The sequence below is a fragment of the Streptomyces sp. TRD_SC_5 genome (assembly GCF_056836825.1).
Genome location: NZ_JBWZZS010000001.1, coordinates 6,573,596 through 6,598,635 on the forward strand (window position 1 = coordinate 6,573,596; position 25,040 = coordinate 6,598,635).

The window sequence follows — 25,040 nt, forward strand, 5'->3', positions numbered from 1 at the left end:
TTCGTCAACGCCTCACCCGCGTGGGGATTCCCGGCCCGCGACGACGAATCCGCCGGACACGTCCTAAGGTGCCGGAATGACTTCCGGTACGACGCACAGCAGCAGGCCACTGGCCGTATTCGACCTCGACGGAACCCTCGCGGACACGGCGCACCGCCAGCGCTTCCTGGAGCGCAAGCCGCGGGACTGGGACAGTTTCTTCGGCGCGGCGCCCCAGGATCCGCCGCTGCCGGAGGGGGTACGGATGGTGCGGGAGAGCGAGCAGGAGTGCGAGGTCGTCTACCTCACCGGCCGCCCCGAGCGGTGCCGGCGCGACACACTGGACTGGCTCGCCGCGCAGGGCCTTCCCGAGGGGCGGATCTGGATGCGCCGCGACAACGACCGGAGGCCCGCCCGCCACACCAAGCTGGAGATCCTGAAGCGGCTGGCGGCGCAGGGCCGGGAGGTCCGCATGCTCGTCGACGACGACGAACTGGTGTGCGTGGCGGCGGAGCAGGCGGGCTTCACGGTCGTGCGCGCCCGTTGGGCCGCCACTTCGGTGGCGCTCAAGGACGCGCAGGAGCGCGAGGGCCGTACCTGACGGGTTGTGCCGGTGTCAGGACCGGTGTCAGGGGCTGTCAGGCGTTGTCTTCGAGGCGGAAGCCGACCTTCAGACCCACCTGGTAGTGCTCGATCCGGCCGTCGACGATGTGGCCGCGCACCTGTGTCATCTCGAACCAGTCGAGGCCGCGCAGGGTCTGGGAGGCGCGGTCGATGCCGTTGCGGATGGCCTGGTCCAGGCCCTCTGTCGAGGTGCCGACGATCTCGGTGACGCGGTACGTGTGGTCGGACATGCGGCGCTCTCTCTCTGCTCCTTGCGGCGCGGGGGCGTCCCGGCGCGCGCTGCTACCACGGTGCCCCAGCAGGCGCCGGGGCGCATGTTCGGCTTCTGCCACTGTGCGGGTGCCCTGCGGGGCTTTCCACAACCGCAGGTGTTGGCCGGCCCTTACACCGCCACCGCCAGCGACAGGGCGAAGCGTTCCTCCCCATCCGTCCACCACTCGCGCAGATCCAGCCCCGCCCCGGCGAGTTCGCGACGTACACCCTCCCGGCGGAACTTCGCCGAGATCTCGGTGCGTATCTCCTCACCCGCCACGAACGACACCGCGATGTCCAGCTCCCGGATCTTCACCGTCATCGCCGTCCGCGCCCGTAGCCGCATCTCGATCCACTCGTGCCCGCGGTCCCACACCGCGACATGGTCGAAGTCGTCGGGATCGAAGTCCGCGCCCAGCTCGCGGTCGATGACGGACAGGACGTTCTTGTTGAACGCGGCGGTGACGCCCTGCGCGTCGTCGTACGCCGCGACCAGCGTCGCCTCGTCCTTCACCAGGTCCGTGCCGAGCAGCAGCGCGTCACCGGGCGTGAGAAGCGACCGCACCGACTTCAGGAAGACCGCGCGCTCGTCCGGCAGCAGATTGCCGAGCGTGCCGCCCAGGAAGGCGACCAGGCGCGGGCCGGGGGTCCCGGGGAGGGCGAGCCCGCGTGTGAAGTCCGCGATCAGCGCGTGTACGGACAGGGCGGGCCGCTCGTCGAGGAGCGACGAGGCCGCGGCGGTCAGCGCGCTCTCGCTGACGTCGACCGGGACGTAGCTGTGCAGCTCCGGCAGCAGCGCGTCCAGCAGGTGACGGGTCTTCTCCGAGGAGCCCGAGCCGAGCTCCACCAGCGTCCGCGCCCGCGTCGCGGCCGCGATCTCGGGCGCGCGGGCGATCAGGATCTCCCGCTCCGCGCGCGTCGGGTAGTACTCCGGCAGTCGGGTGATCTCCTCGAAGAGTTCGCTGCCGCGCGCGTCGTAGAACCACTTCGGCGGCAGCACCTTGGGAGTACGGGTCAGTCCGTGCAGTACGTCGGCACGCAGATCGGCGTCCGTCGCGTCCTCGGGCAGGGTGCGGGTCAGCAGAAACGGGCTCACGCGGTGGGCTCCTTGAGCGGGGTCAGCAGGACATCGGTGCGGGTGGCGGCGAGGAGTGTGCGGTCCGGGACCTCGCGCCAGTGCGGATCGTCGTCGTACGGCTCGGACGCCACGATCGTGCGACGCCCCGGCTCCGCGTGGTACCAGAGGGTGTCGCCCCAGGCGGTCGCGGCGACCGTCTCACCGTCCGTGAGCAGCAGGTTCAGCCGCGAACCGGGGGCCGCCTCGGCCAGCTCCAGGACCGTGTCGGCCAGCGCCTGCCCCAGCTCGTCGCCGTCGCGCAGCCGGTGCAGTACGAGCGCCCAGACCAGCGCCGAGTCGCACCGCGCCTCCAAAGCGAGCAGTTCGGCGGCCGGCAGCGCGCCGGCGAGCAGCACGGCCGAGCCGGGCCAGCCCTTGAGCGCGCCGTTGTGGCTGAACAGCCAGGGCCCGGCGGCGAACGGCGCCGCAGCCGCCTCCCCGTCCGCGCCCGCCTCCGTGGCGTCGCGGACCGCCGCCAGCACGGCCCCGGAGCGTACGACCCGGGCCAGGTCGGCGAAGGAGGCGTCGGACCACATCGGGCCCGAGCGCCGGTAACGGGCCGGGACCGGGTCGCCCTCGGCGTACCAGCCGACGCCGAACCCGTCCGCGTTGACGCTCCCGTAACGCTGGCGGCGCGGCGCCCACGCCTGGCGGTACAGCCCGTGGGCGGGCTTCACCAGGAGGTCACCCAGGGGTACCGGCGGGCCCAGGCAGGCGAAGTGACGGCACATCAGGCAACCACCCCGCCCGGTACGTCACGGGTGTCCGGCGCATCGCGTGCCGTACGGAACCCCGCGAAGATCTGACGGCGTACGGGCAGGTCCCAATTGCGGAACGTGCCACGGCAGGCCACCGCGTCGACCCCGAAGGAACCGCCGCGCAGCACCTTGTGCTCACTGCCGAAGAACACCTCGGAGTACTCGCGGTACGGGAAGGCCGCGAAGCCCGGATAGGGGAGGAAGTCGCTCGACGTCCACTCCCACACGTCGCCGATCAGCTGCCGTACGCCCAGTGGTGACTCCCCGGCGGCATACGCCCCCACCGGGGCCGGCCGCAGATGGCGCTGGCCGAGATTGGCCCGCTCCGGGGTGGGGTCGGAGTCGCCCCACGGGTAGCGCAGGGAGCGGCCCGACGCAGGGTCGTGCCGGGCCGCCTTCTCCCACTCGGCCTCCGAAGGCAGCCGCCGGCCCGCCCATCGCGCGTAGGCGTCCGCCTCGTACCAGCTCACATGCAGAACCGGCTCGTCCTCGGGTACCGGCTCCACGACACCGAAGTGCCTGCGCAGCCACTGCCCGCCCTCGCGGCGCCAGAACAGCGGCGCGCAGAGGTCGTGCTTGCGTATCTGCGCCCAGCCCTCGGCCGCCCACCAGCGCTCGTCGGTGTAGCCGCCGTCCTCCATGAAGCGCAGGTACGCGCCGTTGCTCACCGGCACCGTGTCGATGAAGAAGGCGGGGACGAAACGGTGGTGCGCGGGACGTTCGTTGTCGAGCGCCCACGGCTCGGTGGACGTGCCCATGCTGAACGGGCCGCCGGGGACGAGGGCTTCTCGCGGCAGGTCCGCCGTCGTCGCTGCCGTGGGGCGCGGCGGCGGGGGAGCGGTGAGAGCCACCGGTCCGCGCCGCAGCTGGTGGGTGATCAGCATGGTCTCGTCGTGCTGCTGCTCGTGCTGGGCGACCATGCCGAAGGCGAAGGCGGCGTCCAGCAGCGGAGTGCCGCGCAGCGGACTGCTTTCGAGTACGTCCAGGGCCCGGCCGCGTACGTCGGCGGCGTACACCCGGGCCTCGGCGGGGGCGAGCAGCGGCAGCGTGGGGCGTTCGGAGCGGGGGTGCTCGAAGGCGTCGTACACCGAGTCGATCTCGGGGCGCATGGCGTCCCGCCCCGCGACCGCCCGCAGCAGCCACAGCTCCTCCTGGTTGCCGATGTGCGCGAGGTCCCAGATCAGCGGCGACATCAACGGTGAGTGCTGGGCGGTCAGTTCGCCGTCGTCCACGCAGTCGGTGAGCCCGGCGGTGCGCTCGCGCGCCCTCAGCAGCGCGTCCACGGCGAGGGTGCGCAGTGATTCGGGGTCCGTCGTGCCGGAGCGGTCGCTCATGTGCGGATGTCCTTCCCGTGAGCGGGGTCGAGCAGGTCGTCGGCGGGGCATCGCCCGTGGATGACGTACCGCTCGGTGAACGCGGCGACGGCGCACTGCACCGCAGTGGACGCGCCGAGGCGGGGCAGCGCGTCGAGCGCCGCGTCGAAGCAGATCTCGGCGGCCGCCCGCAGCTCGGCGTCGGCCAGCCCGTACCGCGCGGCGTTGATCCACAGCGGATTGCGCGGCGCGGCCGGCGAACCAGCCGTCTCGGCGAGCGGCTTGACCGTGCGGTACGCGATTTCCGACGCCGCCGGGTCGTCGAAGAGCGCGGTGGTCACGGCGAGCGGGACGATCCAGCCGTCCTCGCCCGGCTGCGCGTCGATCATGCGCAGTTCGAGGTGACCGCGCGGCCGTACCGGTGGAAAGAGAGTGGTCAGGTGGTATTCGAGGTCCTCGCGGGTCGGCGGCCGCGGCGCCCCGGAGCGTATCCAGGAGCGGAACGACAGCCCGTCCGGTACGTCCCACGGCTGGTCGTCCGCACCTCTCACGCACATCACGGGAGCGTCCAGCGCGCGGTCCGTCCACGCGCCGCGCGGCTCCGCGTCGAGGGGCGGGGCGCAGGAGCGGCCGGGCTCGATCTCCGTCCAGATGGCCTGGCGCGTGGACCGCCATCCGGTACGACGCCGGTGGTGGAAGGGGGAGTTGGCGAACGCCGCCGACAGTACGGCGCCGAGGAGGTGAGCCAGGAGCCAGCGGCGCCCGTAGCCCAGCGCGCCCGGCTCCTCGTGGCCCGCGTCCAGGCAGACCTGGACGGACGCCGTCGAGCACATCATCGCCCGTCCGGCCGGACCCGCCCGGTTGAGATACGTCTCCATGGCGTCGTAACGGGGCTCGTGCAGGAGGCGTCTCGGAGGGTGCCAGGGATCCGTACCGATGCCGGTGAGGCCGAGGTCCCGGGAGCGCAGAACGGCGCGTACGGCGTCCAGATCCGCGGAGACGGAATCGATGCACTCCGTCAGGGACGACGCCGGGAGGGAGCTGAGTTCGAGCTGGCCGCCCGGCTCGACCGTGAGGGCCGAGGACAGTGGCAGGGCCCGCAGAGCGGTCATGGCCGCTTCGAGGCGGGCGGGTTCGACGGGGAGTTCGGGGAGGTGGAGCTCGTGGACGAACCATTCGAGTTCGACGCCTACCGTGCTCGGTGGACCTGTCTTGAAACAGATACCGCGCAGTAATGCTTCCGCACCGGCTTCGGTGACCGGTGGGCCTTGTGGAACGAAGTCACCCATGGGCATGGCCTGTGCCTCCTTGCCACGATCGTATGGAGTCCGCCCCGGGACCGGGACGGCCATCGCACCCCAGCTAAAGCCACAGACGCAGAATCGCACAAGAGTGTCCCGTCGGCGCGGAAACCCCGTTGCGCCCGGGCCCCGCCCTCGCGGACGATCTGACCGTGAGTGCACGACTGCGTGGAATCGCGAAAGAGACCGAAGAGATCGTCCGGGCGGGCCGGTACGCCGCCCCGGGCGGCCGTGGCGTGCCGATCGGCGAGGCACTGGCGGCCGCCCTGGCGGGGACCGGGGTGTACGGCCCCGACCCGGTCGCCGTCACGCCGGACACCGACCGTACGACGGCCTTCGACGTCACGGGGGAGAGCAGCCTGGAGGCCGCGCGCAGACTGACCGGCGCGGGACCCGGCCCGGTCGCCGTGCTCAACTTCGCGTCCGCGCGCAACCCGGGCGGCGGCTATCTGAACGGCGCGCAGGCGCAGGAGGAGGCGCTGTGCCGCGCCTCCGCGCTGTACGCGACGCTCCGGCGCGCTCCCGAGTTCTACGCGCACCACCGGGCCGACCGCAGCCCCTTCTACTCCGACCGGGTCATCCACTCGCCCGGCGTACCGGTCTTCCGGGACGACCGCGGCGCGCTGCTCGCCGCGCCGTACACCGTGGGGTTCCTGACCTCGCCCGCGCCCAACGCGGGAGTGATCCGCAGCCGTGAGCCCGGCGAGGCGCACCGCATCCCGGCGGCGCTCGCGTCCCGCGCCGAACGGGTCCTGGAGACGGCCGCCGCGTGCGGCTACCGTCGGCTGGTGCTGGGGGCCTGGGGCTGCGGCGTGTTCATGAACGATCCCGCTGCCGTGGCGGGCGCGTTCCACGCGCACCTCACCGGGGGAGGCCGCTTCTCGGGCCACTTCGACGAGGTGGTCTTCGGGGTGCTGGACCGCATGCGCGAGGCGTCCGTACTGGGCGCCTTCCGCACGGCGTTCGCCGCGCAGACGGAGCCCGGCGCCCCGGCGTTCGCCGCGCAGACGGAGCCCGGCGCCCCGGCGTTCGCCGCACCGACGGAGCCCGGCGCCGCTCAGCTCCAGCCGTAGCGCTCCCGCAGGCGCTGTACGACCCGGTCGAAGCGCGGCCGGTCCAGGGCGCACGCCTCCCGGCGCATCCCGTCCTCGTGCACCCGCAGCACCCGGTCGAGATCGACCCACGACTCGCGCCCCATCGAGTCCCACGGACCCGATCCGATCGCCGCCCACTCGCGGTCGTGATCGTGCCGCTTGCTGGACAGCCGTACGGCGAGCAGCGTGCCGGCCGCCTCGCGGGCGACCACCAGCACCGGCCGGTCCTTGCCGCGGCCGTCGTTCTCCTCGAAGGGCACCCAGGTCCAGACGATCTCGCCCGGGTCGGGATCGCCGTCGCGGTCCGGTGCGTACGAGGTCCGTACCGGACCGATCGCCTCGGGGTCGGCCTCGGTGGTCGCAGCCGGGCCGCGACGGCCGGGCAGTTCGGTGATGCCGTCGGAAGAAGTCGTCACCCGGGTGAGGTTAGGGCCTGGACGGCCCAGTCCGCACAGCGGCTCCGGCAGCCGGGCCGCAGGCTCGCTCCATGGCCACACGCATCCTGAGCGTCCTCGTCGCGGTCGGCCTCATGGGCACGGCGGCGCAGTTTCCGGTCCCCGGCGGACCGGACCCCGAGCCCCTTCACGCCGCCGCGCCGCGTACCGTCTCCGCCTGGCTTCCGTACTGGGACCAGGACGGGGCGTACCGCGATGCCCTGAGCCACGCCGCGCAGCTGCACACCGTCAGCCCCTTCTGGTACCAGGCCGTCTCGGCCGGGCGCATCGACGGCCATCCGGGCGCGGGGGAGCGGCGCGTCGTCGACGGACTGCACGCCGCGGGCGTCAAGGTCGTGCCGACCGTGATGGAGACGATGAAGCCCGGCGCGCTGGGCGCAATCCTCACCAGTCCCACGCGCCGCGCGACTCACATCCGTACGCTCCTGAAAATCGCCGAGAGCCGGGACTACGACGGCCTCGACCTCGACTACGAGACCATCGCCGCGAGCGGCGACGACACGTACACCCAGGTGCGCGCCGGGTACGCGAAGCTGGTCGAAGGCGTCTGCCGGGAACTGCACGCGGTGGACAAGCAGTGCGTGGTCACCGTGTCGCCCAAGACGGCGTCCACCGGCCGGATCTGGGACTACACCGCCATCGGGCGCGCGGCCGACCGCATGCGCATCATGGCGTACGACCACCACTGGAAGGGCGGCAAGCCGGGCCCGCTGTCCACCCCGCAGTGGTACGACGAGATCCTGCGCGTCGCCACCGCGGAGGTCCCGGCCGACAAGATCGAGGTCGGGCTGCCGGCGTACGGCTGGGACTGGCCTGCCGACGGCAAGTCCTGGGCGAAGCACGTCACGTGGAAGGAAGCGGAGGCGCTGCGCCGCGCGAAGGGCGTGCCGTACACGCTCGACGTGGCGTCCCGGACACCGCACTTCGCCTACCAGGACGGCGAGCAGCGGCGCGAGGTCTGGTACCAGGACGCGCGCGGCGTCGCCGAACACCTGCCGGTGCTGCGCAAGTACGGCATCACCAACACCGCCTTGTGGGCGCTGAATTTCGAGGACCCGGACCTGTGGCCGGTGCTGGCGCGCGGATGAGGTGACATACGCACGGGCCGCCCCGCCCCCGTGGGGCGTCGCCCTGCCCGTACGTACGCGAAGGATCAGATCCAGCCGTCCAATGAGGTCATGAACGCATCAAAGTCGTCACGGTGGATCGTATGGCCCGCACCCTTGACCGTACGGACCTCGAAACCGCGCTCGGCCAGTACGGCGGCCTTCACCGCGTCGATCAGGAAGCTGGGGTCGGCGAGCTGCACCAACGAGGGTACGACGGGCTTCGCGGGCAGCAGATCGACGCCGGACAGCGCGGCCAGTCCGAGCGCCGACGCCTCGTCCCAGACCCGGAGGGTTTCCAGCTCGATGTCGATGTCCGCCGCCTCCCAGCGCGGATTCATCGCCGCTATCCGCTCCCGGGTCGCCGCCTTGAACTGCGCGAACATCTCAGGACCGAAGCCGTCCCCCGGCGCGGCCAGGTGCCACGCCGGGTCGGAGAAGACCGCGCGCTCCGGCCGCAGACGCTCCACGGCGAGCGACAGGGTGAGCCCGCCGAGGGAGTGGCCGATGGCCAGTTCGGCACCGGCCGGGAGGGTTTCGACGACGTCGTCGGCGAAGATCTCCGGCGTGTACTCGCCGCGTTCGCTTGCACCGTGCCCGCGCAGGTCGACGGCGATGACCCGGTAACCCTTGTCGGCGAGCGCCGGACCGACCCGCCGCCAGGTGCGGTGGTCGGCCATGATGCCGTGGATCAGGAGTGCGAGGCGGTCGCCCTCGCCCCAGGTCTGGGTGTGAAGCTGCACGGTGGTGCCTTTCTGGTCGGTCGTACGGGCAGGGGGTTCAGCGCACGGAGCGGATCGGGCGTACGGCGAGCGCGCCCAGCACCGCGAGCGCCGCCGCGAAGAGGAAGAGGGTGGTGTAGCCGCCGAGGCCGACGATCACCGAGGCGATGAACGGGGCGACGATCTGCGGTCCCGCGTTGGCGATGTTGAGTACGCCCATGTCCCGGGCGGCGTCCTCGGCCTTGGGCAGGACCATCGTCACGAGTGCGGTGTCCACGGCCATGTAGCAGCCGAAGGCGAGGCCGTTGACGATGGCGAAGGCGAGCATCGCGGTCCAGCTCGTCGACACCGCGGGGATGACCAGGGCGACGGCCGACAGCGTGGCCGAAGCGCCGACGAACAGTTTGCGCCGGTCGAAGCGGTCCGACAGATATCCGCCGAGGACCGTCGAGACGATCATGGCCACGCTGGTGACCGGCATCAGGACCGCCACCGCTTCCTCGGGCTTCAGTCCGGCGGGCAGGACGGTGTGGTCCTTGATGATGTAGAGGAGGAAGCCGTTGACGGCGAAGTATCCGAGGACCAGCAGGGCGCGGCCGATGAAGGCCCAGCGGAAGTCGTGCGACTTCAAGGCCCCGGCGAACGCGGCCAGTTGTTCCCGTACCGGCAACGACTGCCGTACCGGCATCCGCTGTTCACGGGCGCAGGTGGTGAACAGCACGGCCGAGGCGGCGACCAGCGCGCCGAAGATGAGGTAGCCGGTGCGGTAGTCGTCGGAGAACGCGGCGCCGATGAGCGCGCCGAGGGTACTGCCGAAGGGCAGCCCGAGGCCCACGGCGGCGGAGGCCTTGCCGCGCGCGGTCATCGGGACGCGGTCGGGGACCACGGATGTGATGGCGGCCTGGTAGACGTTCATCACGGCCTGACCGAGACACCACGCGATGGTGATCATCAGGACCGTGTGCACGCTGCCGAGCAGGAACATCGCGGGGACGGCGAGCAGGCCGCCGCCGAGTATCCAGGGGTTGCGGCGTCCGGAGCGGTCGGAGAGGGCGCCGGCCACCGGGTTGAAGACGGTCGCGAAGATCGCGGAGACACCGGCCACCAGGCCGAGATTGGCGACCTTGTCCGCCGGGTCGACGTCCTCGACCTGGAGGGCGAGGAGTATGCCGCCGACGCCGATGTACAGCGTGTACATGGCGGTGTTGCCGACCAGAAGCAGAGGCAGCAGTCCGCGGCTCGGGCGGGGCGAGGGGACGGGGCCGTCGGCCTCGGTGGTGCCGGCGCCGGGGGTGCCGGGCGGGGAAAGGGCCACGCTGCCCTCCATGAGGAGTGTCAGAGGAGACGAACGGATGGAGGGTGGGAGTGAGAAGTGTTGACACGTGTCACCGACGTGTCAGCATTGTGTAGCACCCAAAACCGGCCATCCGCCAGACCCTGCTGCATACCGATCTGGAAAGATGCCGAAGGCGATGAGCCAGACACCGAAGCAGTCCGCCGCCAATCCCGCCGCCAACCCCGTCCCGACCAGCACAGATGTGGCCCGCCTGGCCGGAGTCTCGCGCGCCACGGTTTCGTACGTACTGAACAACACCTCGGCGGTGAGGATCAGCGAACCGACCCGCCGGAGGGTGCGGGAGGCCGCCGAGGAGCTCGGTTACGTGCCCCACGCGGCCGCGCGCAGCCTGCGGGCCGGGCACAGCCGCATGGTGCTGCTTCCGACGGCGCACGTACCCGTCGGCCCCCTCTACGGCCGGTTCTTCAACGAGGTCGAGTGGGCCCTGCGGGCGCTGGACTACACGGTCGTGCAGTACGGCAGCCTGGGCCTGGGCGCAGACGAGGCGGCTCGCGCCTGGGCGGAACTGCGGCCGGTGGCGGTCCTCTCCCTCGGCGAGATCGCGCTCAGCCCGCACGGGGTGCAGGTCCTGAAGCGCTCGGGCGCCAAGGCGGTCATCACCCTCGGCCCGCAGCGAGTGGAGGGCGCGCACGCGCTGGTCATGGACCAGCGGGCGATCGGCAGCGCGGCTGCGGCGCACCTGCTGGAGCGGGGCCGGCGCGCGATCGGCGTGGTCGTGCCGGCCGAACCGGGGCTGGACCTGTTCTCCAAGCCGCGCCTGGCGGGCGTACGCAAGGTGGTGGCGGCTGGGGAGCCCGGTGCCCGGGTCGAGCCGCTGACGATGGCGTACGACGAGGCATCCGCTGCCGCACTCGCCGGGCGCTGGCGCGATCTCGGTCTCGACTCGGTCTACGCGTACAACGACGAGTACGCACAGCTGCTGATGCGGGCGCTTCAGGACGCGGGTGTCGACGTACCGGGGGAGTGTGCGGTGGTCGGCGCGGACGACTTGCTGCTGGGGAAGCTGCTGCGGCCGCGGCTGAGTACCGTGCACATCGAACTGCCGACGGGGCGGGAGATAGCGGAGCTGGTCGACCGGGTGGTTCGCGACCCGGACGGCGAGGTCGAGCGCCACGACTTGATGGCGGCACACCCCGTCCCCCGAGAGTCCAGCTGACCGCCCGGCGGGGGCCTTCCCCTACCCACCCCTCCCCGAGCCGGGGCGCTGCCCCAGCCTCCGCTCCTCACCCGCCACCCACCGCCCGGGCGGGGGAGGGTCAGCGCCGCAGGCCCCCGCACCCGCACCCGGCACCCCACCCGATCCCCCGTCACACCGACCGCGACCGCCCCGCCGCCCCCAGCGCCCGCAGATCCGCCTCGATCAGCGCCGCCGCGTCCCGCAGCGCCGGCAGCAGCGCCTCCCGCGTCTCGCCCGGAGTCGCACCGCCCCCCGCATGCCGGGCCACGTTCACCGCGGCCACCACACGGCCGTGCCCGTCCCGCACCGGTACGGCCAGCGAGCGCAGGCCCTCCTCCAACTCCTCGTCCACCAGGGCGAATCCATCCGCCGCCGCCCGCTCGACGATCCGGCCGAGCTCGGCCGGCGAGGTCACGGTACGCCGGGTCAGCGCCGGCAGTACCTCCGGCAGCGGCGGACGCTCGCCCAGCGCCAGGCCCGCCAGCAGCACCCGGCCCATGGACGTGGCGTACGCCGGAAAACGCGTACCCACCGTGATGTTGACGCTCATGATGCGCACCGTGGGGACGCGCGCCACGTACCGGATGTCCGTGCCGTCGAGCACCGCCAGCGACGCCGACTCGTGCACGCGCCGTACCAGCGCCACCAGATGCGGCTGAGCGATCTCCGCGAGCCCCAGCTCCGACAGCCGCGCGCAGCCGAGTTCGAGCACGCGCGGCAGCAGCCGCCACCGGCGCCCGTCCGAGGCGATGTACCCCAGCTGCTCCAGCGTGAGCAGCGAGCGCCGCGCCGTCGCCCTGGCCAGCCCGGTCGACTCGGCGACCGCCGTCAGCGCCATTCCGTCGCCCCGGTCGGCGCCGAGTGAGCCGAGGACGGCCAGCCCGCGCGCCAGCGACTGGAGGAAGCCCGGCCCCAGTTCACGCTTCGCCTCCAGCGAGGTGTCCCGTACGGGCGCGGCCTCCGGCGCCGGGCGTGGCGCCGCCAGCGCTGCCTCCAACTCGCCCCGTACCGCGAGCAGTCCGGGCAGTACGGTCTCCCGCAGCGACTCCAGCGTGTGCCGGCTGGTGTGGCTGACCACGCTCACCGCGCACACCGCCCGCCCCGCCCCGTCGCGCACTGGCACGGCGACCGCCACCAGACCCGGCTCGATCAGCTGGTCGTCGCCCGCCCAGCCGTCCTGGCCCGCCCTCGCCGCCCGCTGCTCGAAGTCCTCCCGGCCCCGCGACCCGCCCGGCGGCGGCACCGCCGCGAAACCCGCGTCCACCGGATCCGCGTCCCGCCGCCCACGCCACGCCCGCCATCCGTCCGCGTCCCACTCCGCCGCGAACAGCGCGCCCGGCGCGCACCGCTCCGCCGGAAGCAGATCGCCGATCCGGAAGGCCAGCGACATGGTGCGCTGCCGCGTCGTCTGGAGCACGAACCGCACCCCCGCCACCCCGTCGTCCGGCACCGCCACCGACACCGACTCGTCGAACTCGTCCGCGAGCCGCTCCGCCGCCGGCCCGAGCGCCGCCGGAATCCCGCATGCCGTGAGGTACGCGCCGGGAAGCTCCATCAGCCGGGGCGCGAGCGCGACCTCCCGCCCGTCGCTGCGCGCCAGGCCGAGCCGGTCGAGGGTGGACACCACCCGGTCGACCGTGGAGCGGGCGAGGCCGGTCGAGCGTACGAGATCGCTGTGCCGCACCTGGTTCTCCGCGCCCGGCGCGGACAGGGCGCGCAGTACGGTCAGGCCGCGCTCCAGAGGGCCGACCGGGTCGACCGGGTCGGCGGATTCGTCGCGCGGCATGGGATTCCTCCTGGCAGGCCGTTGACACCGGACGGCGCTCGGCAGAGACTCGGGGGCGAAGCCAGATGTGAACGATAGTTCATTCTGCGAACAACGGCCAGCAGCCAGCGAGCACCACCCACCACTCCGGGAGAGACCCGATGAGCATCCGCGACGTCTACATCGTCGACGCCGTCCGCACCCCGATCGGCAAGTTCGGAGGTGCCCTCTCCTCCGTACGCCCCGACGACCTCGCCGCACACGTCGTCAAGTCGCTGGTCGCCCGTACGCCCGACCTCGACCCGGCGAGGATCGACGACGTCTACTTCGGCGACGCCAACGGCGCCGGTGAGGACAACAGGGACGTCGCCCGCATGGCCGTGCTGCTCGCCGGACTCCCCGTCTCCGTCCCCGGTGTCACCGTCAACCGGCTCTGCGGCTCCGGCCTGGAGGCCGTCATCCAGGCCGCCCGCGCCGTGGCGGTCGGCGACGCCTCCGTCGCCGTCGCCGGCGGCGTGGAGTCGATGTCCCGCGCCCCCTGGGTGCTCCAGAAGCCCGAGCGTGCCTTCCCCGCCGGCCACCAGGAGCTGCACTCGACCACCCTCGGCTGGCGCATGACCAACCCGCGGATGCCCGACGAGTGGACCGTCCCGCTCGGCGAGGGTGCGGAGCTCATCGCGGACAAGCACGGCATCACCCGCGAGCAGCAGGACGCCTTCGCCCTCGCCAGCCACCAGAAGGCGGCGAAGGCGTGGTCGGACGGCCTGTACGACGGCGAGGTCGTCCCGTACGACGGCGTGGACCTCACCCGCGACGAGTGCATCCGCGAAGGCTCCACCATGGAGGCCCTGGCCAAGCTGAAGCCCGTCTTCCGCAAGACCGGCAGCGTCACGGCCGGCAACGCCTCGCCGCTCAACGACGGCGCCGCCGCGCTCCTGATCGTCGACGAGGAGGGCCTGCGCGCCACCGGCCGTGAGCCGCTCGCCCGCATCCGCACCTCCGCCGTCACCGGCATCGAGCCGCAGCTCTTCGGCCTCGGCCCGGTCGAGGCGGTCCAGCGCGCACTCGCCAAGTCGGGCAAGTCCTTCGCCGACCTCACCACCTTCGAGCTGAACGAGGCCTTCGCCGCCCAGTCGCTCGGCTGCCTCGCCGAATGGCCGGACCTGGACCCCTCCGTCGTCAACCCGCGCGGCGGCGCCATCGCCATCGGGCATCCGCTCGGCGCCTCCGGCGCCCGCCTCGCCGGGTCCGTCGCCCACCAGCTCGCCGCCGCCGGCTCCGGCACGGGCCTCGCCGCCCTGTGCATCGGTGTCGGCCAGGGCCTCGCACTCGTACTGGAGCGCTGACCCGATGCGTACCACGGTAGGAATCATCGGAGCCGGCCCCGCCGGCCTCCTCCTCGCCCGGCTGCTGCACAACGCCGGCATCGACTGCGTCGTACTGGAGAACAGGACCCGCGACTACGTCGAACAGCGCCAGCGCGCCGGAATCCTCGAACAGGGCACGGTCGACGCGCTGCGCGTCTGCGGTGCGGGCGCCCGCATGGACGCCGAAGGGCTCGTGCACCACGGCATAGAGCTCCGCTTCGACCGGCGGAGCCACCGCATCGGCTTCCCCGAGCTGACCGGTGGACGGTCGGTGATGGTGTACGCGCAGACCGAGGTCGTCAAGGACCTCGTCGCACTCCAACTGGCCGAAGGCCCGCCCCTCTTCTTCGAGGCGCAGGCCCTCGCCGTCGAGAAGCCGGAATCCGACAACCCGGTCGTCCGTTTCACCCACGAAGGCCGCGAGCAGACCCTCGACTGCGACTACGTGGTCGGATGCGACGGCTTCCACGGCATCGCGCGCGCCGCCGTCCCGGACGAGATCCGGCGTACGTACGAGCGCACGTACCCCTACTCCTGGCTCGGCATCCTCGCCGATGTCCCGCCGTCCTGCGACGAGTTGATCTACGCACGCGGCGAGGACGGCTTCGCCCTCCACAGCATGCGCTCGCCCAGCGTCTCGCGCCTCTACCTCCAGGTCCCCAACGGCACCGACCCCGCCGACTGGTCCGACGACCGGATCTGGGACGAGCTGGACCGGCGCTTCGCGGTCGACGGCGACTGGAGCCTGGCCCGCGGCCCGATCACCTCCAAGTCGGTTACGCCGATGCGCAGTTACGTCACCGAGCCGATGCGCTACGGTCGGGTCTTCCTGGCCGGGGACGCGGCGCACATCGTGCCGCCCACCGGCGCGAAGGGGCTCAACCTGGCGGTGTCGGACGTACGGACCCTGGCCCGCGCCTTCGAGTACCACCACCGCACTGGATCGGACGAACTCCTCGACTCCTACTCGGACGTGTGTCTGCGGCGGGTGTGGCAGGCCACCCGTTTCTCGTACGACATGACTACGATGTTGCACAGTCAACCAAGCGAGAGCGTGTTCGACACCCGAGTGCATCTCGCAAGGCTGCACCGTCTCGCGTCCTCCCGGCCCGCCGCCGCCGAACTGGCCGAGAACTACACGGGACTTCCTCTCGACTGAGCCACCTCACGACCGAGTGACTGGAGATCCGCATGCCCCTGCTCGACCCCAAGACCTGGCAGCCCGTCCGGCTCTCGGGTGGTGAGTCGGACGTCGTCGAGCCCGCCACGGGCGAAACGCTCGGCCGCGTCACGCTCGCCACCACCGACGACGTCGGCACGGCCGCCCGGACCGCCGGGGTCGTGCAGCCGGCCTGGGCCCGTACGCCCCACTTCGTACGGGCCGCCGTGCTCCGCCGCGCCGGTGACCTCTTCGCCACGCACGCCGACGAGCTGCGGGAATGGCTCGTACGGGAATCCGGGTCCATACCCGGCAAGGCCGACTTCGAGCTCCACGTCGCCGCCCAGGAGTGCTACGAGGCCGCCGCGCTCGCCTCCCGCCCCGCCGGACAGGTGCTGCCGAGCGAAGCGCCCCGGCTGTCGTACACGCGACGGGTGCCGGTCGGAGTGGTCGGCGTCATCGCACCGTTCAACGCGCCGCTGATCCTCTCCATTCGCTCGGTCGCCCCCGCTCTCGCGCTCGGCAACGGCGTACTGCTGAAGCCCGATCCCCGCACCGCCGTCTGCGGCGGTATCTCGCTGGCCGCCGTGTTCGCCGAGGCGGGGCTGCCGGAGGGGCTGCTGCACGTCCTGCCGGGCGGAGCCGACGCCGGGCAGGCGCTCGTCGCGGACCCGGACGTGCCGGTCGTCTCCTTCACCGGGTCCACGGCGGCGGGTCGCGCGGTCGGCGAGGCGGCTGGCCGCGGACTCAAGCGCGCACACCTCGAACTGGGCGGCAACTCCGCCCTTGTCGTACTGGAGGACGCCGACCTCGAAGGCGCCGTCGCCCAGGCGTCCTGGGGCTCCTTCTTCCACCAGGGCCAGATCTGCATGACCACGGGCCGCCACCTCGTCCACGCCTCGCTCTACGAGGAGTACGTCGAACGGCTCGCGGCCAAGGCGGAATCCCTGGCCGTCGGCGACCCGCACCGTGAGAAGGTGCACCTCGGCCCGATCATCGACCAGGGTCAACTCGCCAAAATCCACGGCCTGGTGGAGGCCAGCACGGCGAGCGGCGCGAAGCTCGCGGCAGGCGGCACGCACCGCGACCTCTTCTACCGGCCGACGGTGCTCGCGGGCGTCGAGGACGACACACCGGCGTACGCCGAGGAGGTGTTCGGGCCGGTCGCGCCGGTCCGCTCCTTCGCCACCCTGGAGGAGGCGGCGGCGCTGGCGTCCGCGAGCCCGTACGGGCTGTCCCTGGGCATCGTCACCCGCGACACCGCGCTCGGGGTGCGGCTCGCGGACCGCATCCCCACCGGCATCGTCCACATCAACGACCAGACGGTGAACGACGAGGCGGTCGCGCCCTTCGGCGGAGTCGCGGCCTCCGGTACGGGCGCGCGCTTCGGCGGCGAGGCGAACCTGGAGGCCTTCACCGAAACGCGCTGGACGACGATACGCCGCGAACCGGCGGACCACCCCTTCTAGAGCGCCACGATACGAGTGCCGAGAGGGCCCCTTGAATCCGTTGCGAACGGCGGGGCCCTCTCGGCACACTGATCTTCCTAGCCCGCTTCCTGCGTGTCCTGCGAGGCCTTGGCCTCCTCGACGGACTTGCGGACCTCGTCCATGTCGAGCTTGCGGGCCTGCCCGATGACGTCCTCGAGCGCGGCCTCGGGCAGCGCGCCGGGCTGGGCGAACACCGCCACGTTCTCGCGCACGATCATCAGCGTCGGAATCGAACGGATCTCGAAGGCCGCGGCCAGCTCCTGCTGGGCCTCGGTGTCGACCTTGGCGAAGACAAGGTCGTCGTGACGCTCGGACGCGCTCTCGAAGACGGGTGCGAACTGCCGGCAGGGACCGCACCAGGAAGCCCAAAAATCAATCAGGATGAAGTCGTTGTCCGACACAACCTGATCGAAATTTTCTTGGTGAGCTCGACGGTGGACATGGGGTGCTCCTCTTCCTGGCATGGCGGGCGAAGCCTCCCGCACAACGGCATGCGGGCTCGCGATATTCCGCCTGCCCGGCTGGCCACGGCGCACACCCCCGACCAGACTGCCCGTATGACGAATGCGGCGGAGTACGACGTTGTAGTGGTCGGAGCCGGGCCCGTGGGCGAGAACGTGGCGGACCGCGCCAGGGCGGCCGGGCTGAGCACGGCGGTGGTGGAGAACGAGCTGATCGGCGGCGAGTGCTCCTACTGGGCGTGCATCCCCAGCAAGGCACTGCTGCGTCCGGTGACCGCGCGGGCGGACGCGCGCCGGGTCCCCGGACTGCGCCAGTCGGTGCGGGGCCCGCTCGACGCGGCCGAGGTGTTCGCGCACCGCGACTACTACGCGTCGAACTGGAAGGACGACGGCCAGGTGAGCTGGCTGGAGTCGATCGGCGCGGACATCCACCGGGGCAGGGGCCGGCTCGCGGGCCCCAGGCAGGTCGTCGTCGAGGCCCCCTCCGGCGAGCGCCGTACCCTCACGGCCCGGCACGCGGTGGCGGTGTGCACCGGCAGCCGTGCGGCCGTCCCTGACCTGCCCGGAGTCGCCAGGGCGAACCCGTGGACCAGCCGTGAGGCGACCAGCGCGGGCAAGGCGCCCGACCGGCTGGTGGTCGTCGGCGGGGGAGTGGCCGCCGTGGAGATGGCCACGGCCTGGCAGGCGCTCGGCTCCCGGGTCACCGTGCTCGTACGCGGAAAGGGCCTGCTCGGGAAGATGGAGCCCTTCGCGGGCGAGCTGATCGCCGAGGCCCTCAAGGAAGCCGGCGCCACCGTGCGTGCGGAATCCTCCGTCACCGCCGTGGAGCGCGAGGGCGGCAGCGGCCCGGTCGCTGTCGTCCTCGACGGCGGTGAACGGATCGAGGCCGACGAGGTCCTCTTCGCCACCGGCCGGGCCCCGCGCACCGACGACATCGGCCTGGACACGGTCGGCCTGAAGCCGGGCACATGGCTGGACGTCGACGAGACCTGCCGCGTCGAGGGCAGCGACTGGCTCTACGCGGTGGGCGACGTCAACCACCGGGCGCTGATGACCCACGAGGGCAAGTACCAGGCACGCATCGCGGCCGCCGCGATCGCCGCCAGGGCCCGGGGCGAAGCCCTGGACACCGCCCGCTGGGGCGCCCACTCCGCCACGGCCGACCACGCCGCCGTACCCCAGGTGGTCTTCACCGACCCCGAGGCGGCGGCGGTCGGCCTCACCCTCGCGCAGGCCCAGGCGGCCGGGCGCCGGGTGCGGGCGGTCGACTACGACATGGCATCGGTCTCGGGCGCCGGTCTGTACGCCGACGGCTACCGGGGACGCGCCCGCATGGTCGTCGACCTGGACCGCGAGACCGTACTCGGCGCCACCTTCGTGGGCCCGGGCGTGGCCGAACTGCTGCACTCGGCCACGGTGGCGGTGGCGGGCGAGGTCCCCATCCACCGCCTGTGGCACGCGGTCCCGGCGTTCCCGACGATCAGCGAGGTATGGCTGCGTCTCCTGGAGACGTACCGCGACTGATTCAGCGACAAGCCACCGACACGGAAAACAGGACGATTGGGAAGCCGGGTCGGGATGGCAAGGTGCAGGAGCCGCAGTTGCGACATGACTGCGGCCGGCGCGGCGATGGTCGGGCCGTGGCACGGAACAAAGGAACGAACTGATGGCAACAGGCACTGTGAAGTGGTTCAACGCGGACAAGGGCTTCGGGTTCATCGAGCAGGACGGGGGCGGCCCTGACGTGTTCGTCCACTTCTCCGCCATCGAGAGCACGGGCTTCAAGGAGCTCCACGAGGGCGACAAGGTCTCGTTCGACGTCACCCAGGGACCCAAGGGGCCGCAGGCGGAGCATGTCACCGTCGCGGGTTAGGACCCTTGCGGACTGCCCGGCCCCGCGGACTGACCCGCCGGGGCCGGGCACCCGTTTCTTCGCTCTGCCCGCCGCTGAAATTGCGTTGCCGGGTGCCCGGTCCGCTGCGAGGCTTCCGGTCATGCACGAGACCGCAACGAGCAGTTCACACGGCGTCGCTTCCCTCTTCTCCCGGGGGCGGCTTACGGCGATCCCGCGCAAGGTGGCCCGCCGCGAGCAGTTGCTCGTACACCTCGCACAGACGCTCTTCGAGCCGGACCGCGCCTACAGCGAGCGCGAGGTCAACGAGGCGCTGCTCACGGTGCACGAAGACTGCTCGGCGCTACGCCGCTACCTGGTCGTGGCGGGCCTGCTGACCCGCCCCAGGGACGGCAGCAGCTACCGGCGGCCCCGATAGCGGGCGGCGCGCCACACGACGGCCGCCCGGATCAGGCCCGTACGAAGGTCAGGTCTGAGGTGCGGGCTTGAGGACGGCGAAAGTCGCGCCGAAGGCGTCGGCGAGCCAGGCGATCCTGCCGACGTCCGGGACGTCCGCGGCGGGCATGACGACAGATCCGCCGTTCCCCTGGACCCGGGCGACCATCGCGTCCGTGTCCTCCACCGCGAAGTACGGAACCCAGCGCGACTCCTCAGCGGCACTATGGAGCGGGGCCACACCGCCGAACGAGGCGTCCTGCTGGTCGCCCTCGGCGGTGGAGAGCACCGTGTACGTCATGCCCGGCGCCTGCATCTCCTGCGAACGCCAGCCGAACAGTGAGCCGTAGAAGCGCAGGGCGGCCGCCGGATCGCCGATGTGCAGCTCGGCCCAGCACAGGGTGTTGTTGTCGGACGTCTTCTCCAGCCCCTTGACGGCGGTCGGCTGCCATACGGCGAACTCCGCGCCACCCGGGTCGGTGAGACAGGCCATCCGCCCGGAGTTCATGACGTCGAACGCTGCGACGCGAACGGTCCCGCCGCCCTGCTCGGTCGCCTTGACCATGGCATCGGCGTCGGGCGTCTGGAAGTACACCGTCCAGGCCGAACTGGCCCCCTCCTCCGTCAGCGGCCCGAGGGCGGCGACCGTCTTCCCGCCCTGCTGGAAGAAGCCGTATCCGCCCGCCTCGGGGCCCGCCGACAGGAAGTCCCAGCCGAAGACACTGCCGTAGAACGCGGCGGCTGCCGAGGTGTCGGGACTGCCGAGGTCGAGCCAGTTGGGGGACCCGGTGACGAAGTCGGTGCTGAGCATGGTGGTACGCCCTGCCTCTCTGGAGGTTTCCCGCGGGGGTGGCCGACGGAGCACCTGACACCCTTGCCGATCGCCTCCGTGGGGGCGTCGGCCATCGCAGGCACGGAGGCCCGGTTTCATCCTCATGGACCAGCGTCACCGGCCGGTCAGTGCTGGTGGCCGGGGGTCTCCTGCTCGTGTGCGCCGTCGGCCGACTCGGCGGCGTCGGCCGTCTTGCCGGTTGTGACGGTGAAGGCGGCGGTGCGGACCTTGCCGTCGTGCTGGAAGTCGAGGAAGAGCCGGTACGTTCCGGAGCTGGGGGCGGTGGCGGTGAAGGAGACCTCCGGGCCCGGCTCGGTGGTGCCGTCGTCGGGTTCGCCGTTGGGGTGGACGTGGAGGTAGGCGAGGTCGCCGGAGCGCAGGGCGACGAGGTGGCCGTACGCGCCGAGGTAGGGCTGGAGGTCGGTGACCGGCTTGCCGTCCTTCGTGACGTTCAGCTGGAGTTCACCGCTCTTTCCGGGGCGCAGTGCGCCGGTGAGGGTGACTTTGTATCCGTCGGTCCTGGCGGTGGTGGCAGGTGCGGGGAGGTCGGCGGGTGCGTACTTTCCGGCGACGGCGAGGTCGGCGCCGAGAGTGAGGGCCCTGGCTCCCTTCTTGGCGGGCTTGAAGTCGGCGAAGGCCCGGTAGCCGCCTGCTGCGGGAAGGTCGGCGGTGGTGGTCCAGGTGCCGTCGGCGGCGCGGGTGGGGTGGAGGTGGCGGTAGGTGGTGAGGTCGCGTGAGGCGACGATGAAGTGCAGTTCCTTGCCGTGTTCGCGTTCGTAGGCGGTGACGTTGCGGCCGTCCTCGTCCTGGATGGTGAAGCGGAGCTTCGTACGGTCGCCGGCGGTGACGCGGGGGGTTTCGAGGGCGAGGGTGTAGCCGCCTTCCGAGATCTGCAGACCGCCGGCAGCGGGTGACGCGGCGTCGTGCCCGTCGTGTCCGCCTGCGGCGGTCTCCTTCTCCTTCTCCTTCTCCTTCCCCTGTCCGTCGTGTCCTGCGGGCTGTTCGTCGGCGGCGACGACGGGGCCGACTCCCTTGCCGGCGCCGTAGGCCGTGCCGAAGGTCGCGGCGACCGCTGCGGCGAAGGCGGTGATCTTCAGTCCGGTGTTCATGACGCTCCCCTGGAGGTATGAGCCGCTGCTGAAGGAGCGGCCGATGTACTTCAAACATACCCCTGGGGGGTATAAAGTCAAGCCCGGAAGAGGCGCACCCGGCCCCTTCTGTCACCCCTCGTCGAGCAGTGGTCCGAAGGTCTCCCGCCCGAGCGCCTCCGCCTGCGCGGGGCCGAGGACCTGGCCCTGCGCCTCGGGGTGTCCGGCCGCCCAACCCAGCGCCGACGCCCTGTCCGTGAAGAAGTTCAAGGAGGAGCAGCAGGCGTCCACGGCAGGCCCCGCGCACGCGCCGGTGGATACGAGGACCACTGCGGACGCGGGTTCCCACACGGCCGTGCCGTCGCGGAAGGCGACCGTGATCTCGCGCCCGTTGTGCGGGTCGGCCGAGCGGATCTCGATGTCGCGGCCGAGCATCGGTGCGATGCCCAGCGCGTCGATCGCGCACATCGCCCACACCTGCGGACCGCCCGAGATCTTTACGCGGTGCGCGGTGGCCACGGGCGAGAAGGGGTACGCCGCGCGGAGCCGGCCGTCCGCGCCCAGCTGCAGATAGTCGTCGGCGGAGAGCCGGGCCAGCACCTCGGCCGGCGAAAGCCCGAAAGGCGCGGCCGCTTGGGTGAGTTCGTCGTCGGTGGGCGGTTGCCCACGGGTGGCGAAGGCGAGCAGTACCGCCTGCTGCACGGCGCGCTGCCCGCCCTCGACGGGTGCCCGCCGCCCGCGCCCGCCTCGACCGAGCACGTCGGCGGCGAAGCCCTCGCCGACGGCCGCGCGCAGGCGCTCGACGGAGGGCAGTGCGCCGACCGCGTCGTGTTCCGGCCCGTACAGCCGGCACGACAGGCTCGCGGCCTCTCCCTCCCGCACGAAGGGATCGACGCCATTGACCAGCAGGGTCGGCGATCCGTGCATGCCGAGCCGCACCGCCTCGCTCTCCCGGCTCACCTCACGCCATGCCACGTGTACGTCGTCCCGGCCGGCCAGTACCTCGGCCAGCCGCTCGCGCAGTACCTCCACCATGGGGCACTCGGGCACCGCCAGCACCGTCAGTTCCATGACTGCCTCCTCCTCGGTCCGTACGGGCGACGCTAGACCTTCCAGTGCGGTGGAAGGTCAAGGGCGTACGGTGAAGGCATGCGCATCGGAACCCTCGCAGCCGAAGCCGGCGTGAGCACCAAGGCCATCCGCTTCTACGAGGAGGCGGGACTGCTACCCGCGCCGCCGCGTACCCCCGGCGGGTACCGCGACTATCCGCCGGGGGCCGCCGACCGGCTGAACTTCATCCGCAACGCCCAGGCCGCCGGGCTCACGCTCGCCGAGATCCGTGACGTGCTGGGCATCAGAGACGGCGGACAGGCGCCGTGCGAGCACGTCGGCGTGCTGATCTCGCAGCACCTGCGCCAGGTCGAGGAGCGCATCGCCGAACTCACGCGCGCCAGGTCCGCGCTGCTCGACCTGAAGGCGGCGGCCGACGCGACCGACCCCGCCACCTGCCCCGACGGACCGATCTGCCGCATCCTGAACGCCACCGGCTGACCGAGGCCGTCGCCGGTGTTGTGCCGGATGCCGTTCTCCACCACGTTCTGTACGAGGCGTTCGAGCAGCAGGGCGTCGCCCGTGGTGACCGCCTCGAGCGTCTCCTCGTAGACGGTGACGGTCGACCGGCCGGCGCTCAGTGATCTCGTTACCCGCAGTCGCCAGGAGCAGCAGCCCGTTGATCAGCGCGACCCGCACCGACCTGCGCTCCACGATCACCATGGTCATCTCGGTCCTGGAACGCCGGGCCGAGATCGGCCTGCGCCGGTCCCTCGGCGCCACCCGGGGCCAGATCCACACCCAGTTCCTCGCCGAGTCGCTGCTGCCATCCGGCTTGGCCGGCCTCTACCCGGCCGTCCGCGCCTCGCGCCTCTCCCCGACGGAGGCGCTCGCGACACCGTAGGCGGGTGTGGGCGGCGGGGGAGGAGGGCCGCCCCGCTCAGGCGGTGCGGTGGCGGCGGCCCGGGTCCTGGTCGTCGTCACGGTCCCGGTCCGGGTCGTGACCGGGCCGCGGGCGCGGTACGAGCGCCGGGGCGACGTTGCCGAGGACCGTGTCCCGGTCGACCACGACGCGGGCCACGTCGTCCCGGCTGGGCACCTCGTACATCACATTGAGCAGCAGCTCTTCGAGGATCGTGCGCGCCGCCCGGGCGCCGGTACGCCGCAGCAGCGCCTGGTCGGCGATCGCGCCGAGCGCGTCCTCGGTGAACTCCAGCTCCACGCCGTCGAGTTCGAACAGCCGCTGGTACTGCTGGACCAGCGCGTTGCGCGGCTCGGTCAGGATCCGTACCAACGCCGCCCGGTCGAGCGGCCGTACTGCCGACATCATCGGGAGCCGGCCGACGATCTCCGGGATCAGCCCGAACTTCAGCAGGTCCTGAGGCATGACACGGGCGAAGGAGCCCTGTTCGTCCCGGTCCTCCTGGCTCATCGGGGCCGTCGCACCGAACCCGATCCCCCGGTGGCCGACCCGTTGCTCGATGATCTGCTCCAGACCGGCGAAGGCTCCGCCGACGATGAAGAGCACGTTGCTCGTGTCGAAGGGGATGGACGCCTGCTGCGGATGCTTGCGGCCGCCCTGCGGAGGCACACTCGCGGTCGTGCCCTCCAGGATCTTCAGGAGCGCCTGCTGTACGCCTTCGCCGCTCACGTCCCGCGTGATCGACGGGTTCTCGCTCTTCCGGGCGATCTTGTCGATCTCATCGATGTAGATGATCCCGGTCTCGGCCTTCTTTACGTCGAAGTCTGCGGCCTGGAGCAGCTTTTGGAGGATGTTCTCGACGTCCTCGCCGACGTATCCGGCCTCCGTCAGAGCTGTCGCGTCCGCGATCGCGAACGGTACGTCGAGCATCCGGGCGAGGGTCTGGACGAGGTACGTCTTGCCGCAGCCGGTGGGGCCGAGCAACAGCACGTTGGACTTGCCGAGTTCGACCTCCTCCTCCTCCTGCCGGCCGGCCGCCGGGCCGATCCGCTTGTAGTGGTTGTAGACCGCCACCGCGAGCGCCTTCTTCGCGCCGTCCTGCCCGATGACGTACTCGTCGAGAAAGGCGTGGATCTCCCGGGGCGTCGGCAGCTTCTGCGGCCCGTCCCCACCCGGCCCGTCCGGTTCCTCCGCGATGAGTTCGTTGCACAGGCCGACGCATTCGTCGCAGATGCAGATGCCGCCGGGGCCCGCGATGAGCTTCTTGACCTGCTTCTGGCTCTTCCCGCAGAACGTGCACTTCAGCAGGTCGCCGCTGTCACCGATACGTCCCACTCGGAAAGGTCCTCACTACGCTTTGAATG

At 71.8% G+C, this 25,040-nt stretch carries 24 protein-coding genes and 2 pseudogenes; 12 read left to right on the top strand and 14 right to left on the bottom strand.

Annotation, left to right across the window (positions count from 1 at the left end):
- The first annotated feature begins 76 nt into the window (after window positions 1–76).
- A complete protein-coding gene (locus AC1P0E_RS30065) occupies window positions 77–580 on the top strand; it encodes a phosphatase domain-containing protein (RefSeq protein ID WP_482745248.1) in 504 nt (167 codons plus the stop codon).
- Window positions 581–617: 37 nt separating this feature from the next.
- Here AC1P0E_RS30065 and AC1P0E_RS30070 read toward each other — a convergent pair whose 3' ends face one another.
- From AC1P0E_RS30070 to egtA, 5 genes are all read right to left on the bottom strand, one after another.
- Window positions 618–833 carry a dodecin gene (locus tag AC1P0E_RS30070; protein ID WP_482745249.1) on the bottom strand — a complete coding sequence of 72 codons (216 nt, stop codon included), beginning with the start codon at window positions 831–833 and terminating at the stop codon, window positions 618–620.
- Window positions 834–985: 152 nt separating this feature from the next.
- A complete protein-coding gene (gene egtD / locus AC1P0E_RS30075) occupies window positions 986–1,951 on the bottom strand; it encodes an L-histidine N(alpha)-methyltransferase (RefSeq protein ID WP_482745250.1) in 966 nt (321 codons plus the stop codon).
- Window positions 1,948–2,703, bottom strand: coding sequence for an ergothioneine biosynthesis protein EgtC (gene egtC, locus AC1P0E_RS30080; RefSeq protein ID WP_482745251.1), 756 nt, complete (start codon window positions 2,701–2,703; stop codon window positions 1,948–1,950). The genes egtD and egtC overlap by 4 nt, the downstream gene beginning before the upstream one ends.
- On the bottom strand, window positions 2,703–4,064 hold the full coding sequence (gene egtB / locus AC1P0E_RS30085; RefSeq protein WP_482745252.1) for an ergothioneine biosynthesis protein EgtB: 1,362 nt from the start codon (window positions 4,062–4,064) through the stop codon (window positions 2,703–2,705). Before egtB ends, egtC begins: the two co-directional genes overlap by 1 nt.
- Window positions 4,061–5,332 (bottom strand): ergothioneine biosynthesis glutamate--cysteine ligase EgtA, encoded by a 1,272-nt coding sequence (egtA, locus tag AC1P0E_RS30090; RefSeq protein ID WP_482745955.1) that lies wholly within the window; start codon window positions 5,330–5,332, stop codon window positions 4,061–4,063. Before egtA ends, egtB begins: the two co-directional genes overlap by 4 nt.
- 164 nt (window positions 5,333–5,496) lie before the next feature.
- Between egtA and AC1P0E_RS30095 the strand changes: the two genes are divergently transcribed.
- Window positions 5,497–6,417, top strand: coding sequence for a TIGR02452 family protein (locus tag AC1P0E_RS30095; protein ID WP_482745253.1), 921 nt, complete (start codon window positions 5,497–5,499; stop codon window positions 6,415–6,417).
- Here AC1P0E_RS30095 and AC1P0E_RS30100 read toward each other — a convergent pair.
- Entirely contained in the window at window positions 6,402–6,854 is a 453-nt protein-coding gene (locus AC1P0E_RS30100; protein ID WP_482745254.1) for a type II toxin-antitoxin system PemK/MazF family toxin, read from the bottom strand. The genes AC1P0E_RS30095 and AC1P0E_RS30100 overlap by 16 nt on opposite strands.
- Before the next feature lie 71 nt (window positions 6,855–6,925).
- Between AC1P0E_RS30100 and AC1P0E_RS30105 the strand changes: the two genes are divergently transcribed.
- Window positions 6,926–7,981, top strand: coding sequence for a glycosyl hydrolase family 18 protein (locus AC1P0E_RS30105; RefSeq protein ID WP_482745255.1), 1,056 nt, complete (start codon window positions 6,926–6,928; stop codon window positions 7,979–7,981).
- 65 nt (window positions 7,982–8,046) lie between these two features.
- On the opposite strand, the gene AC1P0E_RS30110 is transcribed toward AC1P0E_RS30105, so the two are convergent.
- A complete protein-coding gene (locus tag AC1P0E_RS30110; RefSeq protein ID WP_482745256.1) occupies window positions 8,047–8,742 on the bottom strand; it encodes an alpha/beta fold hydrolase in 696 nt (231 codons plus the stop codon).
- Between the two features lie 37 nt (window positions 8,743–8,779).
- On the bottom strand, window positions 8,780–10,036 hold the full coding sequence (locus tag AC1P0E_RS30115) for an MFS transporter (protein ID WP_482745257.1): 1,257 nt from the start codon (window positions 10,034–10,036) through the stop codon (window positions 8,780–8,782).
- Window positions 10,037–10,193: 157 nt separating this feature from the next.
- Between AC1P0E_RS30115 and AC1P0E_RS30120 the strand changes: the two genes are divergently transcribed.
- Window positions 10,194–11,234 carry a LacI family DNA-binding transcriptional regulator gene (locus AC1P0E_RS30120; protein WP_482745258.1) on the top strand — a complete coding sequence of 347 codons (1,041 nt, stop codon included), beginning with the start codon at window positions 10,194–10,196 and terminating at the stop codon, window positions 11,232–11,234.
- Window positions 11,235–11,385: 151 nt separating this feature from the next.
- On the opposite strand, the gene AC1P0E_RS30125 is transcribed toward AC1P0E_RS30120, so the two are convergent.
- Window positions 11,386–13,041 carry an IclR family transcriptional regulator domain-containing protein gene (locus tag AC1P0E_RS30125; RefSeq protein WP_482745259.1) on the bottom strand — a complete coding sequence of 552 codons (1,656 nt, stop codon included), beginning with the start codon at window positions 13,039–13,041 and terminating at the stop codon, window positions 11,386–11,388.
- A gap of 140 nt (window positions 13,042–13,181) precedes the next feature.
- Between AC1P0E_RS30125 and AC1P0E_RS30130 the strand changes: the two genes are divergently transcribed.
- The 3 genes from AC1P0E_RS30130 to AC1P0E_RS30140 are packed head-to-tail and all read left to right on the top strand — an operon-like array spanning window position 13,182 to window position 17,015.
- The gene (locus tag AC1P0E_RS30130; protein ID WP_482745260.1) at window positions 13,182–14,366 is read left to right on the top strand and encodes a thiolase family protein; all 1,185 of its coding nucleotides are present in this window, start codon (window positions 13,182–13,184) and stop codon (window positions 14,364–14,366) included.
- A 4-nt stretch (window positions 14,367–14,370) separates the two neighbouring features.
- Window positions 14,371–15,546, top strand: coding sequence for a 4-hydroxybenzoate 3-monooxygenase (locus AC1P0E_RS30135; RefSeq protein WP_482745261.1), 1,176 nt, complete (start codon window positions 14,371–14,373; stop codon window positions 15,544–15,546).
- A gap of 32 nt (window positions 15,547–15,578) precedes the next feature.
- Window positions 15,579–17,015: a benzaldehyde dehydrogenase gene (locus tag AC1P0E_RS30140; RefSeq protein WP_482745262.1), complete on the top strand. Its 1,437-nt coding sequence runs from the start codon at window positions 15,579–15,581 to the stop codon at window positions 17,013–17,015.
- A 77-nt stretch (window positions 17,016–17,092) separates the two neighbouring features.
- Here the strand turns inward: AC1P0E_RS30140 and trxA are convergent.
- A pseudogene (gene trxA / locus AC1P0E_RS30145) lies at window positions 17,093–17,478 on the bottom strand (thioredoxin).
- A 115-nt stretch (window positions 17,479–17,593) separates the two neighbouring features.
- Between trxA and AC1P0E_RS30150 the strand changes: the two are divergent.
- The 3 genes from AC1P0E_RS30150 to AC1P0E_RS30160 all read left to right on the top strand — a co-directional run bounded on the left by AC1P0E_RS30150 (window position 17,594) and on the right by AC1P0E_RS30160 (window position 19,767).
- Entirely contained in the window at window positions 17,594–19,021 is a 1,428-nt protein-coding gene (locus AC1P0E_RS30150) for a dihydrolipoyl dehydrogenase family protein (protein ID WP_482745263.1), read from the top strand.
- A 142-nt stretch (window positions 19,022–19,163) separates the two neighbouring features.
- Window positions 19,164–19,370 (top strand): cold-shock protein, encoded by a 207-nt coding sequence (locus tag AC1P0E_RS30155; RefSeq protein WP_482745264.1) that lies wholly within the window; start codon window positions 19,164–19,166, stop codon window positions 19,368–19,370.
- A 121-nt stretch (window positions 19,371–19,491) separates the two neighbouring features.
- Complete coding sequence (locus AC1P0E_RS30160; protein ID WP_482745265.1) at window positions 19,492–19,767, top strand: DUF2087 domain-containing protein; 276 nt, start codon at window positions 19,492–19,494, stop codon at window positions 19,765–19,767.
- 48 nt (window positions 19,768–19,815) lie between these two features.
- Here AC1P0E_RS30160 and AC1P0E_RS30165 read toward each other — a convergent pair whose 3' ends face one another.
- The 3 genes from AC1P0E_RS30165 to AC1P0E_RS30175 all read right to left on the bottom strand — a co-directional run bounded on the left by AC1P0E_RS30165 (window position 19,816) and on the right by AC1P0E_RS30175 (window position 22,775).
- Window positions 19,816–20,595 (bottom strand): VOC family protein, encoded by a 780-nt coding sequence (locus tag AC1P0E_RS30165; protein ID WP_482745266.1) that lies wholly within the window; start codon window positions 20,593–20,595, stop codon window positions 19,816–19,818.
- 146 nt (window positions 20,596–20,741) lie between these two features.
- Window positions 20,742–21,725, bottom strand: coding sequence for a hypothetical protein (locus AC1P0E_RS30170; protein ID WP_482745267.1), 984 nt, complete (start codon window positions 21,723–21,725; stop codon window positions 20,742–20,744).
- A gap of 111 nt (window positions 21,726–21,836) precedes the next feature.
- Complete coding sequence (locus AC1P0E_RS30175; protein ID WP_482745268.1) at window positions 21,837–22,775, bottom strand: alkylmercury lyase family protein; 939 nt, start codon at window positions 22,773–22,775, stop codon at window positions 21,837–21,839.
- A gap of 78 nt (window positions 22,776–22,853) precedes the next feature.
- Here AC1P0E_RS30175 and AC1P0E_RS30180 point away from each other — a divergent pair, with 78 nt between their 5' ends.
- The gene (locus AC1P0E_RS30180; RefSeq protein WP_482745269.1) at window positions 22,854–23,255 is read left to right on the top strand and encodes a heavy metal-responsive transcriptional regulator; all 402 of its coding nucleotides are present in this window, start codon (window positions 22,854–22,856) and stop codon (window positions 23,253–23,255) included.
- Window positions 23,256–23,472: 217 nt separating this feature from the next.
- Window positions 23,473–23,658, top strand: a pseudogene (locus AC1P0E_RS30185) (ABC transporter permease); the annotation flags it as partial.
- 36 nt (window positions 23,659–23,694) lie between these two features.
- Here AC1P0E_RS30185 and clpX read toward each other — a convergent pair.
- Window positions 23,695–25,011 carry an ATP-dependent Clp protease ATP-binding subunit ClpX gene (gene clpX / locus AC1P0E_RS30190; protein WP_482745270.1) on the bottom strand — a complete coding sequence of 439 codons (1,317 nt, stop codon included), beginning with the start codon at window positions 25,009–25,011 and terminating at the stop codon, window positions 23,695–23,697.
- Window positions 25,012–25,040 lie beyond the last annotated feature (29 nt).

Bases quoted from the DNA above. Each gene is read 5' to 3' on its own strand.
- AC1P0E_RS30065 (WP_482745248.1), top strand. From the start codon at position 77: ATGACTTCCGGTACGACGCACAGCAGCAGGCCACTGGCCGTATTCGAC.
- AC1P0E_RS30070 (WP_482745249.1), bottom strand. From the start codon at position 833: ATGTCCGACCACACGTACCGCGTCACCGAGATCGTCGGCACCTCGACA.
- egtC (WP_482745251.1), bottom strand. From the start codon at position 2,703: ATGTGCCGTCACTTCGCCTGCCTGGGCCCGCCGGTACCCCTGGGTGAC.
- egtB (WP_482745252.1), bottom strand. From the start codon at position 4,064: ATGAGCGACCGCTCCGGCACGACGGACCCCGAATCACTGCGCACCCTC.
- egtA (WP_482745955.1), bottom strand. From the start codon at position 5,332: ATGGGTGACTTCGTTCCACAAGGCCCACCGGTCACCGAAGCCGGTGCG.
- AC1P0E_RS30105 (WP_482745255.1), top strand. From the start codon at position 6,926: ATGGCCACACGCATCCTGAGCGTCCTCGTCGCGGTCGGCCTCATGGGC.
- AC1P0E_RS30120 (WP_482745258.1), top strand. From the start codon at position 10,194: ATGAGCCAGACACCGAAGCAGTCCGCCGCCAATCCCGCCGCCAACCCC.
- AC1P0E_RS30125 (WP_482745259.1), bottom strand. From the start codon at position 13,041: ATGCCGCGCGACGAATCCGCCGACCCGGTCGACCCGGTCGGCCCTCTG.
- AC1P0E_RS30130 (WP_482745260.1), top strand. From the start codon at position 13,182: ATGAGCATCCGCGACGTCTACATCGTCGACGCCGTCCGCACCCCGATC.
- AC1P0E_RS30135 (WP_482745261.1), top strand. From the start codon at position 14,371: ATGCGTACCACGGTAGGAATCATCGGAGCCGGCCCCGCCGGCCTCCTC.
- AC1P0E_RS30140 (WP_482745262.1), top strand. From the start codon at position 15,579: ATGCCCCTGCTCGACCCCAAGACCTGGCAGCCCGTCCGGCTCTCGGGT.
- AC1P0E_RS30150 (WP_482745263.1), top strand. From the start codon at position 17,594: ATGACGAATGCGGCGGAGTACGACGTTGTAGTGGTCGGAGCCGGGCCC.
- AC1P0E_RS30155 (WP_482745264.1), top strand. From the start codon at position 19,164: ATGGCAACAGGCACTGTGAAGTGGTTCAACGCGGACAAGGGCTTCGGG.
- AC1P0E_RS30160 (WP_482745265.1), top strand. From the start codon at position 19,492: ATGCACGAGACCGCAACGAGCAGTTCACACGGCGTCGCTTCCCTCTTC.
- AC1P0E_RS30165 (WP_482745266.1), bottom strand. From the start codon at position 20,595: ATGCTCAGCACCGACTTCGTCACCGGGTCCCCCAACTGGCTCGACCTC.
- AC1P0E_RS30170 (WP_482745267.1), bottom strand. From the start codon at position 21,725: ATGAACACCGGACTGAAGATCACCGCCTTCGCCGCAGCGGTCGCCGCG.
- AC1P0E_RS30175 (WP_482745268.1), bottom strand. From the start codon at position 22,775: ATGGAACTGACGGTGCTGGCGGTGCCCGAGTGCCCCATGGTGGAGGTA.
- AC1P0E_RS30180 (WP_482745269.1), top strand. From the start codon at position 22,854: ATGCGCATCGGAACCCTCGCAGCCGAAGCCGGCGTGAGCACCAAGGCC.